Genomic DNA, 18282 nt, shown 5'->3' with positions numbered 1-18282 from the left:
GCCGGGTCGCGCGGCGCCGGCCCGGTCCGGCCCCGGTGCGGGGCGGCCGGACCGGACCGGCGGCGCGGACCGCCGGTTACTTGACGTAGACGCTGGTCAGATCGAAGGTGCCGAGCACCTGGTCGGCGCGGACGCCGCCGAGGCCGCTGCCGTAGATCTGGGTCAGCACGTCGTAGCCGTACGGCACCTGCGGAACGTCGTTCTGCAGGATCTGCTCCGAGAGCTTCACCCAGTCCTTGGCGGCCTGGTCCTCATTGGTCTCCGCGTTGATCCGGTCGATCTCGGCATTGGTGGCGGAGCTGTTGTAGTGCGAGTAGTTGGGCGAGCCCTCACCGATGGTGCGGCCGTCCAGGGTCGGCGGGATCACCGTGCTGGCCACCGGCCAGTCCGCGCCCCAGCCGGATCGGTAGAGGTCGAACTGGTTGTTGGGGTGCCCGATCAGGGTGTAGTAGCTGGTCGGGTCCAGCGGGGTGGTGGTGACGGAGAACCCGGCCGCCTTCAGCGCGTTGGCGACGGCCACCGAGATCTTCTGGTTGCGCGGGGTGTTCCCGTACGCGTAGTTGATGTGCGGATGCGGCTGGCCGGCCTGGGCCAGCAGCTGCTTGGCCATCGCGGGATCGCCCATCGGCTTGCCGGTCTTGCCGAACGGGTCGAACTTCTGCCAGTCCTTGATGGTCGGGCTGATCAGCGTGCTGCCCGCGGCCAGCTGCGAACTGCCGCCGTAGAGCTGCTGGATCTGGCCGACCGGCAGCGCGTAGGCGATCGCCTTGCGCACGTCCACATTGGTGATCCGGGTCGTGTTGATGTCCATGACCTCGACGAACGGCTGGTACGTGGAGACCCGCCGGCTCGCGTACTGGGCGCTCATCAGCTGCGGCACCTGGGAGGCGTCCGGCGGTGTGGACATCGTCAGGGCGTCCTTGTCGTTGCCCTGCTCGGCCATCAGACGGGCCGTCAGCGGCTGCGACTGCAGGCCGAGCTGGAAGATCCACTTGTCCGGGTACTGGTGCCGGACCGGGTCGGTGGAGGCGTCCCAGTTGGGGTTCTTCACCAGCACCAGCGACTTGCCCGGGGAGTAGCTCTGGACCTGGTACGGGCCGTCCGAGTTCGGGTTGTTGTTGTAGGCGGTCTTGGTGTCCTTGGACTTCTCGATCGCGCCGACGTTGGCCATCGAGGCCGCGAACGGGGCGTCCGGGTGCGCCTTCTGGAAGTGGAAGACGATGGTCTTGGAGTCCGGGGTGGAGATCACCGAGTCGGGCAGCGACTTGCCGCCGTACGGGCCCGGGTAGACCTTGTGGAAGTTGTCGCCGGAGAGCCAGCTCTGGAAGTAGGTCGGCCCCTGGGTCTCGAAGGGCGCGTACAGCCGCTCGATGCCGTACTTGACGTCGGCGGAGGTGATCGGTGTGCCGTCCTGGAACTTCAGCCCGGATTTGAGGGTCCAGGTCCAGGTCTTGCCGCCGTCCGAGGACTTGCCGGTGTCCGTGGCCAGGTCGCCGACCAGGATCACCTTGCCGTTCGGCAGGATCTTGTAGTTGGTCAGCGAGCGGTTGTAGAGCATCGCGACCTGCTGGAAGACGTTCACATAGACCTGGCCGGGGTCGAGGTAGTCGAACCCGTTCTGCTCCAGGTCGTACGCGGTGCCGCCGGCCTTGGCGCCGGAGATCGCCGGGGCCGGGCCCTTGGAGTCGTCGGCGGTGCCCATGCTCCAGTTCTGCACGGTGGCCTGGTCCGACGTGCCGCCCCCGCCGCTGCTGCCGCCGGCACTGTGGCCGCTGCTGCAGGCGGTGAGGGCGAGGGCGGCGGTGGCGCCGACCGCGAGCATCAGCCGCACACGGTGGGGGCCCGCTCGGCGGGCTCTGGCCACCCTGCTGCCGGGGTCTCTCCCCGTCGTGGATCTCATCGCGTTGTCGACCTGCCTTCCAGCTTCAGCGGATGGTGCGCGGATCGAGGGCGTCCCGTACGGCGTCACCGAGGAGGTTGAAAGCGAGCACGAAGACCGTCAGTGAGATGCCGGGGACCATCATGTAGGTGAGGTCGGTCTGGTAGTACGGCGCGGCGTCCTGGAAGAGCAGCCCCCAGTCGGGGGTGGGGAGGACGATGCCGACACCGAGGTAGGAGAGGCCGGCCTCGACGCCGACGAAGGTCGGCAGCCAGAGGGTGAACTGCACCAGCACCGTGGACCACACGTTGGGCAGCAGTTCGCGCCGGATGATCCGGCGGGGTGAGGCCCCGGAGAGCCGTGCGGCGTCGATGAAGTCGCGTTCCCGCAGGCTCAGTGCCAGCGAGCGGATCAGCCGGGAGACCGCCATCCAGCCGAGGACGAACTGCACCAGGATGAGGACGATGACCCGCACCCAGGTGGGTTCGGTCTGCCCCGGCTTGACCAGTGCGGCGGCGAAGACCGGAGTGAACGCGATCATGAAGAGCTGGGAGGGGAAGGCCAGCATCAGGTCGGTGATCCGGCCGACGATGTAGTCGAACCAGCCGCCCAGGTACCCCTGGGCCAGGCCGATCCCCACCCCGAAGGCGATCACCAGCACGGCGACCGAGAGGGAGACCACCAGGGTGGTCCTGATCCCGTAGATCAGCAGGGTGAAGACGTCCCGGCCGAGGCCCGGTTCGACGCCCAGCCAGAATTCGCCGGATATACCGCCGTTGGGCTTGATCGGCAGCCCCTCGGGATTCAGCAGGCCGGGTTCGTTGAGCCCGTAGGTGGTGTACGGGTCCTTGCCGTAGAGCTTGCTGATCAGCGGCGCGAATGCGGCGATCAAGAAATAGAAGATCACGATGCAGGCGCATACGATGCCGGTGCGGTTGCGCTTGAATCTCGCCCAGGCGATCTGCCGGGGCGTCCGGCCGATCAACTCCGCGGCGACCTCGGCGGTGGGCGCGACGGTCGATTGCGCCGACGGATCCGGTATGGCCTGTGCCGGCATGCTCATGACGTAGCGGCCCCCGTATCCCCACGGAGCGACAGGGACTCCGTGTGCGGACTGCGTGGAATGGTTGACCGGAGAGTGGCAATAGCCGGGCCACCACGTCAAGGGGTGCGATAGGAAAGTTGTGGGCTTTCTAGATCGTTCTCTGAAAATCGTCCAAGCCGTGCCTGAAACGAGCTTGACGACCCCTTGGCGGAGGGGGTGAATCCCGACTTATTCGGGCGTAACGAATTCACACTCGTTTAACGGAGCCGACCCGCCGATTTTATTTTACGCGCTCTGTCCCGGGGGCTGCGGGGAGGGGGTGCCCTCCGGGTCCTGGGGACGCGGGCGGAGAGCGAAGTCCTGATGGGTCACATGGCCTTCCTGAATGTAGACCCGCTTGATGGACGGCACCCGGCGCGGCCCGCCGGCGATCACGTTGACATACCCCTCGGGCAGTCCGGTCAGCTTGTACTCGCCGTGCTCGTCGGTCCTGGTCCGGGTCAGCTGGCGGCCGTCCGGGGTGGTCACCGTGATCAGCACGCCCCGCAGCGGCTGCGAGTGGGTGTCCTGGATGCGGCCGCCCAGCATGGGTTCCGAGGCGCCGATGTAGTGCCGGTGCTGGGTGACCGGCATCGGCTGCGGCATCTCGATCGCCGGGTCCTGGACGGAGGCCTCCAGGTCGAGGGCGGTCAGTTCGTCGTCGCCGCCGGAGCGGGCCACCGCGACCCGGTGACGCTCGATCAGATAGCCGAGGACGAGGAGCGCGACCCCGGAGGCCAGCCAGACGCTCAGGGCCAGCAGCGGCCGGAAGAGCTCCCGGCCGCCGAAGTACATCTCGCTGCGCAGCGCGTCCACCAGGTTCCCCAGCGGCAGGTAGGGGTGGAGGGCGCGGAAGAAGGGCGGCACCATCTGGATCGGGATCGCCCCGCCGCTGGCCGGCATGGACAGCAGCACGAAGAGGGTGATCGCCACGCCGGGGAAGAACTGCCGGACGAACGGCACCAGTCCGTAGCAGGTCAGGGAGACCGCGGCGGTCAGCAGGAACATGTAGGCGATGCAGATCGGCTTGTTCACCACCGCGCCCATCGCATAGGCGATGTAGAAGCCCAGCACCGACATCAGCGCGCCGGCCACCAGGAAGGTGACGATCTTCTTGGACCGGCCGAGGGCGGTGGCCCGCAGCATCATCATCACCATGATGTAGGACGGGATGGTCAGGCCCAGGCAGAGGTAGAAGAGGCTGGTGCCCATCCCGTCGTTGGGCGCGGTCGGCGCCAGCTCGACCTGGGTGAGCCGGGCCCCGCCGCTCCGCTCCGCGATCGGGGTGAAGACCTGCTGGAGTTCGGCCACGATCTCGAAGCCGCCGGCCTTGGCGGTGTAGAGGGTGGGCCGGGCCGGATCCGGGTCGTAGGCGCCGGAGACATGGCGGTCCAGCACCGCCCGCCGCAGCGCGGCGTCCGGGTCGCCGCCGGTCTCGATCGGCACGATCCGGAACCAGCCGGGGACGGAGTGGTCCAGCCCGGCCTGGAGCTCCGCGCGCGCCTGGGCGGGTGCGCCGACCCGGATGTTCTGCGGGGTCGGGTTGTGGAAGGCCAGCAGATAGCAGAAGAGGAAGCCGAAGAAGAAGAGCGCCGGGAACCAGAGGCTGCTGGCCAGCGCCTTCGCGGTGGCCGTCCAGCGCGGCGAGGGCCCGCCGGAGAGCGGGCTGGCGCCGCCGGAGGGCGCGGGACCGGAGGACATGGCGGCTCCTGGCTGTCGTGCTGGGCGTCCCGTCCAAACGAGCACGGTCGGCGCGGCCGGTCACACCCGGGTTGGTGCGCTTGGTGGAGCGGTGTCCCCCGTAGGGGGCCGGAGCGGGAAGTGGCAGGCCGCCCGGTGGGTGCCGGCGTCGCCGAAGGCCCGCATCGGCGGCCGCTCCGCCGCGCAGACCTCCTGCGCGAAGGCGCAGCGGGTGCGGAAGCGGCAGCCGGACGGCGGGTCGAGGGGACTGGGCAGTTCGCCGCGGACGGCGGCCGCGGGGGCGCTTCCGGCGGCGCGCGCCGCCGGGTCCGGGTCCGGGACGGGGATGGCGGCGAGGAGGCCGGCCGTGTACGGGTGGGCGGGACGCTGGTAGATGTCCTCGCCGGTGCCCTCCTCGACCAGCCGCCCCAGGTACATCACGCCGATCCGGTCGGCGAGGTGGCGGACCACCGCCAGGTCGTGCGAGATCACCAGGTAGGTGAGGCCGTGCGACCGCTGGAGGCGCTGCATCAGGTTCAGCACCTGGGCGCGGATCGACACGTCCAGGGCGGAGACCGGCTCGTCCGCGACGACGATCCGCGGACGGAGGGTCAGGGCGCGGGCCAGGCCGATGCGTTGGCGCTGCCCGCCGGAGAACTCGTGGGGGAAGCGCTCCAGGGCCTGGGCGGGCAGACCCACCTCGTCCAGCAGCTCGCGGGCCCGGGCCAGCTGCTCTCGGGCGGAGCCGACGCGCTGGATGCGGAGGGGCTCGCGGAGGATCGCGCCGACCCGCATCCGCGGGTCGAGGGAGGAGTAGGGGTCCTGGAACATCATCTGGAGGTCGCGGCGGGGGCCGCGGCGGCGGAGGGCGCTGAGCGGCCGGCCGTGGAGGAGGACCTCGCCGGCGTCCGGGCGTTCCAGGCCGACGATCACCCGGCCGAGGGTGCTCTTTCCGCAGCCGGACTCGCCTACCAGGCCGAAGGTCTCGCCGGGTCGGAGGGTCAGGCTGACGCCTGAGACGGCGTGCACCCTCCGTCCCCGGCCGCCCGCCCCGAACTCGCGGACCACGTCCACGACCTCCAGCAGGGGCGGGGGTTCCGGGCCCCGGGGCGCCAACGGGACCTCGGCGGCGGCGGGTTGCGGCCCCGCAGCGGGCCGGTCACGCAGCTCCCCGCGCCGCTGATCGGCGCCTTCGGTGCCGCCTCCAGGGCCTTCGGGCCCCTGGATCTCCTGCCCTTCCGGGGCGGAGATCAGGGCTGCGGGGAACCGCGCGCCCAGCCCGGCAGAGGCCTGCGGGCGGGGACGGCGGTCCGGCTGCGGCCCGGCGTCCGGGAGCTCCGCCCCCACGGGGTGGAAGCAGGCGAAGAGGTGGCGCGGCTCGCCCGACAGCGGTGGCTGCGCCTCCGCGCAGGTCGCGCTCGCGCGCGCACAGCGTGGCGCGAAGGCGCAGCCCGCCGGGGGCGAGACGAGATCCGGCGGCATCCCCGGGATCGTCGGCAGCGGGACGTCCCGCCGGGCTCCCAGACGGGGGATGGAGGCCAGCAGCCCCGCCGTGTACGGGTGGCGCATGCCGGAGAAGAGGGTGGCCGTCGCGGCCGACTCGACCGTCCGCCCCGCGTACATCACCTGCACCCGGTCCGCGTGGCCGGCGACCACGCCCATGTCGTGGGTGATGAGGATCATGGCCATCCCCAGCCGCGCCCTCAACTCGCCCAGCAGCTCCAGGATCTGCGCCTGCACGGTGACGTCCAGCGCCGTCGTCGGCTCGTCCGCGATCAGCACCCGGGGCTCGCAGACCAGCGCGGTGGCGATCATCACCCGCTGCCGCAGCCCCCCGGACAGCTGGTGGGGGTAGTCGCCCAGCCGCTCCGCCGGCCGCGGCAGGCCGACCAGCGCCAGCATCTCCGCCGCCCGCTCGGCCGCCTCCCGCCGGGAGGCGCCCCGGTGCAGCCGGTAGGGCTCGGCGACCTGGTAGCCGATGGTCTTGGTGGGGTCCAGCGAGGTCATCGGGTCCTGGAAGACCATCGCGACCTCGTTGCCGCGCACCGACCGCAGCTGCCGCTCCGGCAGGCCCAGTAGCTCCCGCCCGTCCAGCCGCACCGAGGAGCCGGCCTCCGTCCGGCCGTTCCCGGGCAGCAGGCCCATCAGGGCGAGCCCGGTCATCGACTTCCCGCAGCCGGACTCCCCGACGAGGCCCAGCGTCTCCCCGGCGGCCAGCCGCAGGCCGACCCCGGTCACCGCCCGCACCGCCCCCCGCGAGGTGTTCAGACGGACCGTCAGGTCCTCGACCTGGAGCACGGACATCCTGCCCTCACCTCCGCCGCAGCCGTACGTCGACCGCGTCCCGCAGGCCGTCGCCGATCAGGTTGAACGCCATCACCACCAGCACCAGCGCCGTCCCCACCGGGAAGACCAGCCACCAGTAGCCGTTGGAGAGGTTCTCCGCCGCGTCCGAGATCTGCGATCCCCAGTCGGTCCGCGGGTAGTGGACGCCGAAGCCGAGGAAGCCCAGGGCGGCCAGCGCCAGGATCGCGTCCGCGATCTGGAAGGTGACGTTGACGAGCACCACCCCGAGGGCGTTCGGGATCAGATGGCGGGTGATCAGGTACGCCCGCCCGGCGCCCATCACCCGCGCCGCCGACACGAAGTCCCGCACCCGCAGGGTGAGCACCTCCCCGCGCACCAGCCGGGCCGGCACCAGCCAGGAGAAGACCCCCAGGATCAGCGCCAGGTTCCAGACGTTGGAGCCGTACCGGTGGGCGATGATCAGCACGATCAGCAGGAAGGGCAGCGCGAGGAGGATGTCGACCACCCGCATCATCGCCGCGTCCGCCAGCCCGCCGAGGAGTCCGGCGACGGCCCCCCACAGCGTCCCGATGACGGTGGCCAGCACGGCCGCCAGCAGCCCGATCTCCAGCGAGGTCCGGCCGCCGAGCATGATCCGGCCCAGTACGTCGAAGCCGTAGGCGTCCGTGCCCAGCGGGTGGACGGCGCCGGGCGGCTGGTTGGTGGCCAGGAGCGCGGTGTCGACCTGGTCGGTGGGGTGGAGCAGCGGGCCGAGGAAGCAGAACAGGATGAAGAAGAGCAGCACCGCCACCCCGCTGACGGCCGCCCGGTTGGCCGCGAACTCGCGCAGGGCGAGCCGCCAGCCGGGCGTGACGGCGGCCGCCTCGCCGGCGTCCGGGGCCCCGGCGGCCGGTCCGGCGGCCGGCCCCGCGCCCGGCTCCGGCTGGGAGACCGCGGTCACCGGGCCGCCTCCCCGCCGGTCAGCCGGATCCGCGGATCGGAGAGGCTCAGGCAGACGTCCGCGACCAGGTTGCCGGCCACCGTCAGCACCGCGGTCAGCAGTGTGTAGGCGAGCAGCACGTTGTAGTCGTCGTCGTTGAGCGCGTTGACGAACATCAGGCCCAGCCCGTTGATGTTGAAGGCGTATTCGATCAGCACGTTGCCGCCGATCAGGGCCGGCAGGGAGAGCCCGATCAGGGTGATCATCGGCAGCGAGGCGTTGCGCACCAGGTGCCGCGAGTGGACGAGGCGCTCCGGCAGGCCCTTGGCCCGGGCCACCTTGATGTAGTCCTGCGCCAGCACGTCCAGTGAGGCCGAGCGCTGGTAGCGGGAGTACGCCGCCACCGACGTGGCGGCCAGCGAGGCGATCGGCAGCACCAGGTCCCCGCCCCGCGCCAGCGCCCCCGACAGCGACTGGTCCTGCGGGACGTTTGCGTCCACCCAGCCCAGCCACAGCGCGAACACCTGGATCAGCAGCAGTGCCACCAGGTACACCGGCATGGAGTAGAGGACGAAGGCGAGGACGGTGGCCGCCACGTCGTCCCAGCGGTTGCGGCGGACCGCCTGCCGGATGCCCAGCGGGACCGCCACCGCGACCGCGACCACCAGCGCGCTGGCCGAGAGGAAGACACTCAGCGGGGCCTTCTCGGCGAAGAGCGAGGCGACGGTCTGGTTGAGCTTGTAGGACCAGCCGAGGTCGCCGTGCAGCAGTCCGTACAGGTAGTGCCAGAACTGCACCGGCCAGGGCCGGTCGAAGCCGTTGGCGTGGTTCCAGGAGGCGACGGCCGCCGGGGTGGCCTTGGGGCCGAGGACGGTGTGCGCCGGAGAGGGCGCGACCACGTGCAGCAGCACGAAGGTGATCAGCACGATGCCGAACACCACCAGGGCCGCGGCGCCCAGCCGGCGCAGCAGGTAGCTCGCGGTCACCGCAGGTACCAGTCCTCGGGGTTGAGCATGTACTGGGTGGCCGCGGCGAAGCCGTCCGGATCGCCGTTCAGCCGCGGGCTCCAGGCGTAGACCATGGCCGGGTTGGGCTGGAAGAGCACCGGGATCTTCGCGGTGACGGCGGCCAGTTCGCGGCTGAGCGCCCGCGGGTCGGGGGAGAGCATGGAGTCCTCGATCAGCCGGTCGAGACCGGGGTCGGAGAAGCCGCCGGCGTTGAACGAGCCGCCGGTGTTGAAGAGGTTGACCGTGCTCGGGTAGATGCTGTCGGACTCCCCGCCCCAGTAGGCCATCCCCCAGTCGTCCCGGTTCCCGGGCGAGGAGGCGTCGCTCTCGTTCTCCAGCACGTTGTTGAACTTGTCGGACCTGAGGGTGGCGGTGACCCCGATCCCCTTGAGGGCGGAGGCGAAGGCGGTGGCGCTGACCGCCACCGCCTTGGGGTTGTCCACGTAGTAGAAGGTGAAGTCCAGGGACTGGCCGGACCGCACACCCGAGCCGCACTCCCCGGCCCCGGTGCCCGGTCGTACGCAGCGGGTGGTGCCGCCCGGGACCACCCGCCAGCCGTGCCCGGTGAGCAGCCGGGCCGCCTCCGCCGGGGAGTACGGATACGGGTTGTGGAGCGCGTTGCCGGGGGCGAAGGGGGAGCGCGGGCTGACCGGCACCACGTTGTAGCCGGGCGCGGCCAGGCCGTGGTACGCCCCCTGGATCAGCCCCTGCTGGTCCACCAGGTGCGCCATCGCCTGCCGGACGTACAGCTGCTTGATCGCGGCGGCGAAACCGCCGCGCCCGTCCTGGAAGTTGAAGGCGATGAAGAAGTTGCCGAACTCCGGCTTCCCGTACAGGTGGTAGCCCTTCCGGCGGAGCCTGCCGAGCTGCGGGAAGTCGTCCGAGGAGACATAGCCGAAGTCCAGGCTGCCGTTGAGGAGGTCGTTGAACTCCGAGGTGGGCGACGTGTACGAGAGGAGGTCGAGCTCGTCGATGGCCGGGCGGCCCCGGCCGGTGTAGGCCGGGTTGGCGCGGAAGACGGCGGCGCTGGTGGAGGCGTTGTAGCCGGCGATCCGGTACGGGCCGTCCACGGTCTTCCACAGCGGGTCGGAACCGTAGCTGGACAGGCTGCGGGAGCGCAGCGCCAGACGGTCGTACACCGCCTGTGCGCGGCGGGCGCCGGAGCGCGGGTCCGAGGTGTCCAGGAAGGGGCCGCCGGGCGAGGCCCGGGACCACTCCCGCTCGGGCAGCGGGATCAGCTGGGAGAACTCGGTGCCCAGCACCCAGGACGGGTTGTAGACCCGGTCGAAGGTGAAGACCACCGTGCGGTCGTCCGGAGCGGTCGCGGAGACCACGTTGTCCGGGAACTGGCCGGGGGTGTAGTTGCCCGAGTTCGCCGGGTCCTCGCCGACCGCGGCCTTGTAGAGCCGGTAGAAGAACAGCACGTCGTGCGAGGTGACGGGCCTCCCGGTCGACCAGGTGTAGCGGCCGTTGAGGTGGATGGTGAAGGTCCGGCCGCCGTTCGAGACGGCGGGCGGGCCGTCCGCCATCGAGCGCTTCCAGTCCCAGTCGGGGATGGAGCCGCGCGGGGACCAGAAGACCGGCCGCCAACTCAGGTACTGGAACTGGTAGATGGTGTAGACGGAGCTGTTGGCCACCGGGGTGAGCGGAAAGATCCAGTCCGGGGTGGCGCCGACGGCCTCGGCGACCCGCACCCGGCCGTGCGGGGCGGCGTCGCCCGGCGGGGGCGACGCGGAGCCGGGGCCGGGGAGCGATCCGTAGGAGTAGTCCGCGGTGAGGTGCTGGTCGGCGGCCGAGGTGCCGGGCGTGCAGCCGCCGAGCGCCAGGCAGCCGGCGATCGCCGCGGAGGCCGTGAGCAGGGCGGTCTTCATCGTGATCATCCTGGGCGGACGATCACCCGGTGTCGATTCACCGAACGGGTGAAAGGGGCGTGCGGCGCCTCGTGCGCCGCACGCCCCTGGGGCCGGACGTCAGATCGTCGGTCTGTCCGCCCGTCGGTCTGTCCGCCCGTCGGTCTGTCGGACCGTCAGATCGTGATGCTGGTGGGCCCGTTCGGGTGGGACAGCAGGGTGGTCAGCGCGGTGATCACGTCCTGGGTGGTGACCGGGGCCCCGGTCTTGGTCTTCGCCCCCTGGAACTGCGTGCCGTACGCCGCCGCCAGCTTGCCGGCGTCGAAGACCGGCACCAGCTTGCCGCTCGCGTCCGGCTGGAGGGTGAGCGCCTCGCTGAAGGTGTGCGGCCCGAAGGGCACCGTCACCGAGCCGGCCTTCACCTGGAAGAGGCCGGAGAGCGCCCACTTGCCGAGGGTCGCGTCGGCCTGCCGGACCGCGGCCGCGGTCGCCTTCGGCTGCGCGTCCGTCACCGGGATGGTCACGGTCCCCGGGTTCGCGCCCCGGGCCCGCTCGTCGAAGGCGTCGGTCACCGCGGTCGCCGCGGTGCCGATGTCCATCCCCTTGCCGGCCTTCGGCAGGATCACCGAGGTCTCGCCGACGCCGTTCACCGACTTGAAGACGACCTCGCCCTCCTTCATGGCCGAGGCCCCGCCGCCGGCCTTGGGGGCCAGCTGCTGGAGGGCGGCCCGCAGCTTCTGCTGGTCCACCACGACGGTCGGGGCGACCGGGTGCTTCCCGCCGAACAGACTGCCGATCACCGAGACCGGGTTGTAGCTGTGCTGCGAGATGCTCTGCACGGTCGCGGTGGTGTCGACGGTCAACCCGGCCACGGACGGGTTGAGTTGGACCGTCCGGCCGCCGATGGACAGCGCCAGCGGCTGCTGCGAGCTCTTGCCGATGGTGCCGTCCAGGGTGTTCACTGCCGCGTCCCGGCTGTCGCCGCCGATGTCGACGCCCATCACGGTGGTCCCCTTGGGGATGTCCGCCTGGTCCATCATCAGCCCGGCGCCGTACGCCACCGCGCCGATCGCGACCAGCCCGCCGACGCCGTACACCGCCTTCTTGATCGGGCGGCGCAGTCCGCGGCCGGCCTTGGCGCCGCCGGAGGACGGGGCCGGGGTGGGCTTCGGCGGGGGCGGCAGCGGCGCGTCTCCCGGCTTGCGGGAGGCCGTCTCGCCGACGCCGCCGATGCCGCCGGCGAAGCCGTCCGGCACCTTGCCGGCGGGGCCGCCGTCGGCCCCGGGCGGGGGCGGGAACGGGGAGTTCTGCTGGGCGAACGGCGAAGGCGAACCGCCGGGGGCGCCGGGACCGCCGGGTCCGCCGAGCCCGCCGGGAGCGGTGGGCCCGCCCGGAGCGGGCGGGAACGGCGAACCGCCCGGGCCCGGCGGGAAGGGCGAGCGGACGCCCGGGGCGGTCGGCGCGACGCCCGCGGTGGCCGAGGCCGTCGAGGCCTGGGTGGCCGCCGGGGGCGGGCTCGGCGGGAACGCGCCGAACGGCGGATTCCCGCCGGTGGCGCCCGGTCCGGCCGCCGGGCCGCCGGACTTGGGGGCCGGCGGCGGAGTCGGGACGTGGTGGGGGTCGAAGACCGGGAAGGGCGCGGTGCTCTCCGCGGCGCGCTCGGTCTTCGGCGGCGGCGGGGCGGCGGCCGGGCCGGGGCCGGCGGGCCCCTGTCCGCGCCGGGCGTCGGTGCCGGCCTCGCCGTACGGGCGCGGTCCGGCCTCGGGGGCCGGGCGGCCCAGCGCGGCGGCCTCGCCCAGCGGCAGGCCGCCGCCGTTGGTGCCGTGGGCGCCGCCCTGCGCGGGCGGGAACGGCGAGGCGGGGGCGGCGGGGTCCTGGCCCGCGCCGGGAGCGCCCGGCGCCTCCGGGGCGCCGGGGACGGCGAACTGCCCGGTGGTGCTGCTGCCGCCGCCGAGGCCCGCCCCCGCGCCGGGGGCCCCGCCGGTGCGGACGGACCCGCCGGCCGGGACTGCTCCGGCGGCTGCGGTGCCTGCCGCCGGTGCGCGGCCTCCGGCGGCTGCGGTGCCTGCGGTGGCTGCTCGCCCGGGCCCTGCTGGGCGCGGCGGCGCGGCCGGAACCACTCGCCGCTGTCCTCGCCGCCGCTCGCGGCCGGCTCCTGGTTCGGCGCCTCGGTCCCGCGCACGCCGATGCCGGTCGGCCCGCCGAGGAACTCGAAGGAGCCGGTACGGGGGCCGGAGCCGTCCGGCGCGCCCGCGCCGAGGCCCTGCCCGGACCCGCCGTGCGAGGTCTCGAAGCCCTGCGCCCCGCCAGGAGTCGACGGCCCGTCGGCCGGTCCCGGCCGGCCGGGACCGGAGCCCTCGGGCCCGTTCTCGTACCCCTGGTCGTAGCCGTACGGGGCGGCCGGAGCGTTTCCGCCGTAGCCGCCCTCGGCCGGGCGGCCGTGCCCCGAGGTGTCGAAGCCCTGCGCGGACTGCCGCGCCTGCTGCGACTGCTGAGGCGCCTGCGGCTGCTGCGGCTGCTGCGACTGCCGCTGCGCCGACGCCGAATCGGCCCACTCCGGGGGCAGATCGACGCGGGGCGTCGACTGGCCGCCGGCGTCCACCACGCCCAGCACGGGTGAGGACTGGGTCTTGTCCACCCGGTGCCGCGGCCCGCTCGGCCGCTCCGGCGCCGTCTCGCCCGGCTCGCCCGCGCCCGCCTCGGCGTTCTTCATCGGCTCGCGCACCACCACGGGCGGGATCGGCCGCGAGCCCGGGATGTTGATGCGGATCCGGGTCGTGAGCGTGGTCTCGGTCCGCCCGGCGTCCGGGGACGGGGACGCCTGCTCCCGCTGGTCCTCGCCGTCGCCCGGCGCCCCGCCGGCACCGGGCGACGCCGGCGCGTACGGCTGGGTCCCCGAGGGGTAGGCGCTAGCAGCTCTGCCGGCACCGGCGGCACCGCCGGCACCGCCGCGGGGCTTCGGCGACGCGTTGTCAGATTCTCGACTCACTACTGCTGCTCCGGGTTGGCTCCCCGCCCTGCGTGGACGAGGTGCGGGTTGGCGCCCATCGGCTGCCCGGCCGGTGCTACCGCCGTGCCGCCGGATCGACGCTCCGACACCAGTCTTGTCCGGTGCCCGCGGACACCGGAGCCGTCTGCTCCTTCTCGGGGTCCGCCGGCGCCGTCCCCCCAGACGGCGCGCTCCCGGCGGCTGCCGGTCCCGGTCGGGCCGGTGAGTGCCTGACCGATACCGCGTGCCCCCGGGCGTGCGCGGCACCACCATACTGGGCTCCGCCGGGCGGGGGCCGCGTCGAGCATTTCCCCCTCTTGGTCCGGTGGTTGCCGTATCGTGACGCTTTCCACACATTGGGGCCCCAGGCGGAACCCCCGCCTACCGTCCCCGGCCTCCCGGCAGGGTGGCGCAGATCACTGCCGAGATCGCACCGACGAACAGGTAGACGTACGAGCCTAGTTCGCCGGTCAGCAGGAGATCGCCCTCGGGCCGCTGGCCCATCGCCGGCAGCAGCGCGACGAACCAGCCGATCGCCGGGACCAGCGCCCCGAGCCTGGTCCCGGTCAGCCGGGTGCCGCCGTAGAAGAGGCCCGCGGTGGCGAACAGCGCCAGCAGGAGTCCGCCGGGGAACCACAGCGCCTGTACGAAACATCCCGCGATCCCCACCACCGCGCCCAGAAGCAGCAGCAGGACGTAGGCGGTGTACCGCACGCCGGTGCCGAGCAGCGGCTGCGAGCCGCCGAATCCGAAGCCGAAGGCGGGGGCCGCCGCCCGGGGCGCGGGCACCCGCGGGGCGGCGGCCCCGCCCCCGCGGTTCGCCCCGCGGTTCGGCCCGCCGTTCCCCTTGCCGCCTCCGCCGCCGTTCCCGCCCCCGCTCACGCCGGCCCCCCGACGCCGGGCACGCCCGCGAAGAGGTCGGACTCCCAGCCGGTCTCCGGGTCCGCCTTGCCCGGGGCGCCCTCGACCAGGCGGTAGTACTCGACCGCCGGCATCGGCTGGCCGAGGTGGTTGGAGAGGGCGAAGAACGGCCCGTCCACCGCGATCTGGGTGGCGTGGGCGCGCATCGCGGCCGCCTTCCGCTCGCGGTAGGCCGAGCCGTCCACGGCGGCCGTCACCTCCGCGTCCTCGACCACGCCGGGGACGTCGTCCGGGCCGGCCACGCCGGGGAAGGGGGAGTCCTTGCCGGCCGCCCGCAGCGCCTCGAAGCCCGCCTCGAGCACCGAGCGCGGCATGCAGTTCCAGTACACCTTGTCGATCCGGTGCGGTTCCCGGCCGTCCCCGGTCCGGAAGTCCGGGTCCGCGGCCAGCCGGTGGCCGCGCATCGCGACCCGGTGCGCCTGGATGTGGTCGGGGTGGCCGTAGCCGCCGTCGGCGTCGTAGGTGACCAGCACCTGGGGGCGGACCTCGCGGATCACCGCGGCCAGCCGCCCGGCGGCCTCGTCCAGGTCGGCCTGCCAGAAGCAGTCCGGCCGCTCGTTGCTCGGGACGCCCATCATCCCGGAGTCCCGGTACCGGCCGGGGCCGCCCAGGAAGCGGTGGTCGGTGACGCCCAACTCGCGCATGGCGGCGGCGAGTTCGCCGATCCGGTGGTCGCCCAGGGTGTCGTCCCGGCCGGCGGCGAGGTGCGCCAGCTCCGGCGGGATGACCTCGCCCTCCTCGCCGAGGGTGCAGGTCACCAAGGTGACGTGGGCCCCCTCGGCGGCGTAGCGGGCCATCGTGGCGCCGTTGCCGATCGTCTCGTCGTCCGGGTGCGCGTGGACGAGCAGCAGCCGCCTGGCGCCGTCCGGCGCGGGGCCCGGTGCGTGGGTCGTCATGCGGGCCAGCCTACGGGGCGGGGCCGACAGGGATCGCCCGGGTGCGGCGCCGACCGCGGCACGGCGCCGCACCCGCTGCGATCCGGCTACAGCTTGATGCCGCTGATCATCCCCGCGACGTTGGTGGTCAACGTCTTCACGGAGGGCGCGATGGAACTGGACGCCAGGTAGAAGCCGAGCAGCGCGCAGGCCAGGGCGTGCCAGATCTTCAGCCCGGAGCGGCGGATCAGCAGCACGACCACGATCAACATCAGCAGCACGGCCGAGAAGGTCAAGGCCATTGGTCAACTCACCTCTATCGGCTACCGGTAGCGGCGGGGACGGCCGCACCGTTGGGGACGGGCGGGTATCTCATCGATACCCGTACAGTGACCGATGCATCACTTTCCGTCAGCATGCATATGCCGGAGCATGGAGGCATCTCCGGGGCGCACGACCGGGTGGATCATGTCCCGGAAGCCGGGCCTCGGGCGATTCCTAGATCCACCCGAACGGGGGCACCTCGCGGCCCGGAGCACTTAGGGTTCGGCACATGACTCCGGTGACGCCCGCTCCGACCTTTCCCCGCCAGTACTCCCGGACGCTCCGCTACACCCTGGGCGCGCCGCGCTCGTTCGCGCTCTCGCCGGACGGCAGCCGGGTCGCCTTCCTCCGAACCCGCGGGGGGACCGAACGGGCGAACCTGCTGTGGGTGCTCGACCTTCCGGGTGACGCTGCTCCGGACGGGGGGTCCGCCGCGGCCCCCGCCGAGCGGGTCGCCGCCGACCCCGCCGCCCTCCTGGACAGCGGCGGCGAGTCGCTGACCGACGCCGAGCGGGCCCGCCGCGAGCGCAGCCGCGAGGGCTCGGCGGGCGTGGTCGGCTACGCCACCGACGCGGCCGTCACCCTCGCCGCCTTCGTCCTCTCCGGCCGCCTCTTCACGGCCGGCCTCACCCCGGGCGGCACCGCCCGCGAGCTCCCCGCCGCCGGTCCGCTGCTGGACCCCCGCCCGTCCCCGGACGGCCGGCACATCGGGTACGCCACCGTCGACGGCGAGCTGCGGGTGATCGCCGCCGACGGCACCGGGGACCGGGCGCTGGCCGCCCCCGAGGAGTCCGAGCGCGGCCGGGTGTCCTGGGGGCAGGCCGAGTTCATCGCCCAGGAGGAGATGAGCCGCTTCCGCGGCTTCTGGTGGGCACCGGACGGGGAGCGGATGCTGGCCGCCCGGGTGGACGAGTCCCCGGTCCAGCGGTGGTGGATCGCCGACCCGGCCAACCCCTCCCGGCCGCCCCGCGAGGTCGCCTATCCGGCGGCCGGCACCCCCAACGCCGAGGTCGGGCTGTACGTCCTCGGCCTGGACGGGAGCCGGGCCGAGGTGAAGTGGGACCGCGGGCGGTTCCCGTACCTGGCCCGGGTGCACTGGTCGGCCGGCGGCCCGCCGCTGCTGCTCGTCCAGACCCGCGACCAGCGCGCCCAGCGCTACCTGGCGGTGGACCCGGACACCGGCTCGACCAGCACGGTCCTGGACGAGGAGGACCCGGTCTGGCTGGAGCTCTTCTCCGGCGTCCCGGCCTGGACCGGCGACGGCCGGTTGGTGCGGATCGCCGACCTGCCCGACTCGGGCGGCGGCGCGGACGGAGGCGCGGGCGTCCGCGCCCTGGTCGTCGGCGACGCCGTGCGCACCGGCCCGGAGCTCCACGTCCGGGCGGTGCTGGACATCGGCGACACCGACGTCCTGATCACCGCCTCGGCCGGGCCGGCCGCGGAGGCGGCGGGCCGGCCGGAGACCGGCGAGGTGCACGTCTACCGGGTGCCGCTGGACCCCGACGGGGGCCCGGCGGTGCGGCTCAGCGGGCGGCCGGGCCACCACGGGGCGGTGCGGAACGGCGGGCCGGTGCGGGTGCTCCTCTCCGCCGCCCTCGACCGGCCCGGCACCGAGGCGGCGGTCTGGCGGGACGACCGGCCGCTCGCCGAGATCGCCTCGCTCGCCGAGCCGCCGGTGATCACCGCGGCCCCGCTGATCGGCCGGGCCAGCCCGCGCGGCATCCCGTCCGCCGTGCTGCTGCCCACCGGCTACGACCCGGCCCGGGACGGCCGGCTGCCGGTGCTGATGAACCCGTACGGCGGCCCGCACGGCCAGATGGTGGTCGCCTCGCACAACGCCCACCTCACCTCGCAGTGGTTCGCCGACCAGGGCTTCGCGGTGGTGGTCGCGGACGGCCGCGGCACCCCCGGGCACAGCCCGGACTGGGAGAAGTCGGTTGCCCGCGACTTCGCCGGGGCGACGCTGGACGACCAGGTGGCGGCGCTCCAGGCGCTGGCCGAGGACCACCCGCTGGACCTCGGACGGGTCGGCATCCGCGGCTGGTCCTACGGCGGGTACCTGGCGGCGCTGGCGGTGCTGCGGCGGCCGGACGTCTTCCACGCGGCGGTCGCGGGCGCCCCGGTGACCGACTGGGAGCTGTACGACACCCACTACACCGAGCGCTACCTCGGCCACCCCGTGACGGAGGAGGTCTACCGCGCCAACTCCCTCCTCGCCGACGCGCCGAGGCTGGAGCGCCCGCTGATGCTGATCCACGGCCTCGCGGACGACAACGTCGTGGCGGCGCACACCCTCCGCCTCTCCTCCCACCTCCTGGCGGCGGGCCGCCCGCACGAGGTGTTGCCGCTGTCCGGGGTGACCCACATGACCCCTCAGGAGGAGGTCGCCGAGAACCTCCTGCTCCTGCAGGTCGACTTTTTGCGCCGGGCTCTCGGCGTCTGACCGG

General features: G+C 73.3%; 14 protein-coding genes. 3 read left to right on the top strand and 11 right to left on the bottom strand.

The window, feature by feature from the left end; genetic code table 11:
* Positions 1-76: 76 nt before the first annotated feature.
* The 8 genes from BS73_RS16400 to BS73_RS16365 form a co-directional block, all read right to left on the bottom strand.
* Positions 77-1822, bottom strand: coding sequence for an ABC transporter substrate-binding protein (locus BS73_RS16400; RefSeq protein ID WP_037579868.1), 1746 nt, complete (start codon positions 1820-1822; stop codon positions 77-79).
* A gap of 103 nt (positions 1823-1925) precedes the next feature.
* On the bottom strand, positions 1926-2942 hold the full coding sequence (locus tag BS73_RS16395; RefSeq protein ID WP_037573190.1) for an ABC transporter permease: 1017 nt from the start codon (positions 2940-2942) through the stop codon (positions 1926-1928).
* A 267-nt stretch (positions 2943-3209) separates the two neighbouring features.
* On the bottom strand, positions 3210-4664 hold the full coding sequence (locus BS73_RS16390; RefSeq protein WP_051940006.1) for a carboxypeptidase regulatory-like domain-containing protein: 1455 nt from the start codon (positions 4662-4664) through the stop codon (positions 3210-3212).
* Between the two features lie 60 nt (positions 4665-4724).
* A complete protein-coding gene (locus BS73_RS16385; protein WP_051940005.1) occupies positions 4725-6947 on the bottom strand; it encodes a dipeptide ABC transporter ATP-binding protein in 2223 nt (740 codons plus the stop codon).
* 7 nt (positions 6948-6954) lie between these two features.
* Positions 6955-7890 carry an ABC transporter permease gene (locus tag BS73_RS16380; protein ID WP_084704121.1) on the bottom strand — a complete coding sequence of 312 codons (936 nt, stop codon included), beginning with the start codon at positions 7888-7890 and terminating at the stop codon, positions 6955-6957.
* Positions 7887-8855 (bottom strand): ABC transporter permease, encoded by a 969-nt coding sequence (locus BS73_RS16375; protein WP_037573188.1) that lies wholly within the window; start codon positions 8853-8855, stop codon positions 7887-7889. Before BS73_RS16375 ends, BS73_RS16380 begins: the two co-directional genes overlap by 4 nt.
* Positions 8852-10747: an ABC transporter substrate-binding protein gene (locus BS73_RS16370; RefSeq protein WP_037573186.1), complete on the bottom strand. Its 1896-nt coding sequence runs from the start codon at positions 10745-10747 to the stop codon at positions 8852-8854. The genes BS73_RS16375 and BS73_RS16370 overlap by 4 nt, the downstream gene beginning before the upstream one ends.
* 155 nt (positions 10748-10902) lie before the next feature.
* Positions 10903-12846 carry a hypothetical protein gene (locus BS73_RS16365; protein WP_037573184.1) on the bottom strand — a complete coding sequence of 648 codons (1944 nt, stop codon included), beginning with the start codon at positions 12844-12846 and terminating at the stop codon, positions 10903-10905.
* 320 nt (positions 12847-13166) lie between these two features.
* On the opposite strand from BS73_RS16365, the gene BS73_RS37435 reads away from it, so the two are divergent.
* Positions 13167-13346: a hypothetical protein gene (locus BS73_RS37435; protein ID WP_152617625.1), complete on the top strand. Its 180-nt coding sequence runs from the start codon at positions 13167-13169 to the stop codon at positions 13344-13346.
* A 10-nt stretch (positions 13347-13356) separates the two neighbouring features.
* Positions 13357-13632 carry a hypothetical protein gene (locus tag BS73_RS38770; protein ID WP_152617624.1) on the top strand — a complete coding sequence of 92 codons (276 nt, stop codon included), beginning with the start codon at positions 13357-13359 and terminating at the stop codon, positions 13630-13632.
* Positions 13633-14096: 464 nt separating this feature from the next.
* Here BS73_RS38770 and BS73_RS34705 read toward each other — a convergent pair whose 3' ends face one another.
* The 3 genes from BS73_RS34705 to BS73_RS16345 form a co-directional block, all read right to left on the bottom strand.
* Positions 14097-14597: a DUF6113 family protein gene (locus BS73_RS34705; RefSeq protein WP_063837004.1), complete on the bottom strand. Its 501-nt coding sequence runs from the start codon at positions 14595-14597 to the stop codon at positions 14097-14099.
* Complete coding sequence (gene mshB / locus BS73_RS16350) at positions 14594-15532, bottom strand: N-acetyl-1-D-myo-inositol-2-amino-2-deoxy-alpha-D-glucopyranoside deacetylase (RefSeq protein ID WP_051940003.1); 939 nt, start codon at positions 15530-15532, stop codon at positions 14594-14596. The genes BS73_RS34705 and mshB overlap by 4 nt, the downstream gene beginning before the upstream one ends.
* An 86-nt stretch (positions 15533-15618) precedes the next feature.
* Complete coding sequence (locus BS73_RS16345; protein ID WP_037573182.1) at positions 15619-15813, bottom strand: hypothetical protein; 195 nt, start codon at positions 15811-15813, stop codon at positions 15619-15621.
* Between the two features lie 251 nt (positions 15814-16064).
* Between BS73_RS16345 and BS73_RS16340 the strand changes: the two genes are divergently transcribed.
* Positions 16065-18278, top strand: a complete 2214-nt coding sequence (locus BS73_RS16340; RefSeq protein ID WP_037573173.1) for a prolyl oligopeptidase family serine peptidase — start codon at positions 16065-16067, stop codon at positions 18276-18278.
* The last annotated feature ends 4 nt before the right edge of the window (positions 18279-18282 follow it).

The sequence above is a fragment of the Phaeacidiphilus oryzae TH49 genome, assembly GCF_000744815.1.
Lineage (GTDB): Bacteria > Actinomycetota > Actinomycetes > Streptomycetales > Streptomycetaceae > Phaeacidiphilus > Phaeacidiphilus oryzae.
Note: the sequence above shows the minus strand (reverse complement) of the source record. Positions and strands in the feature narration are given on the sequence as shown.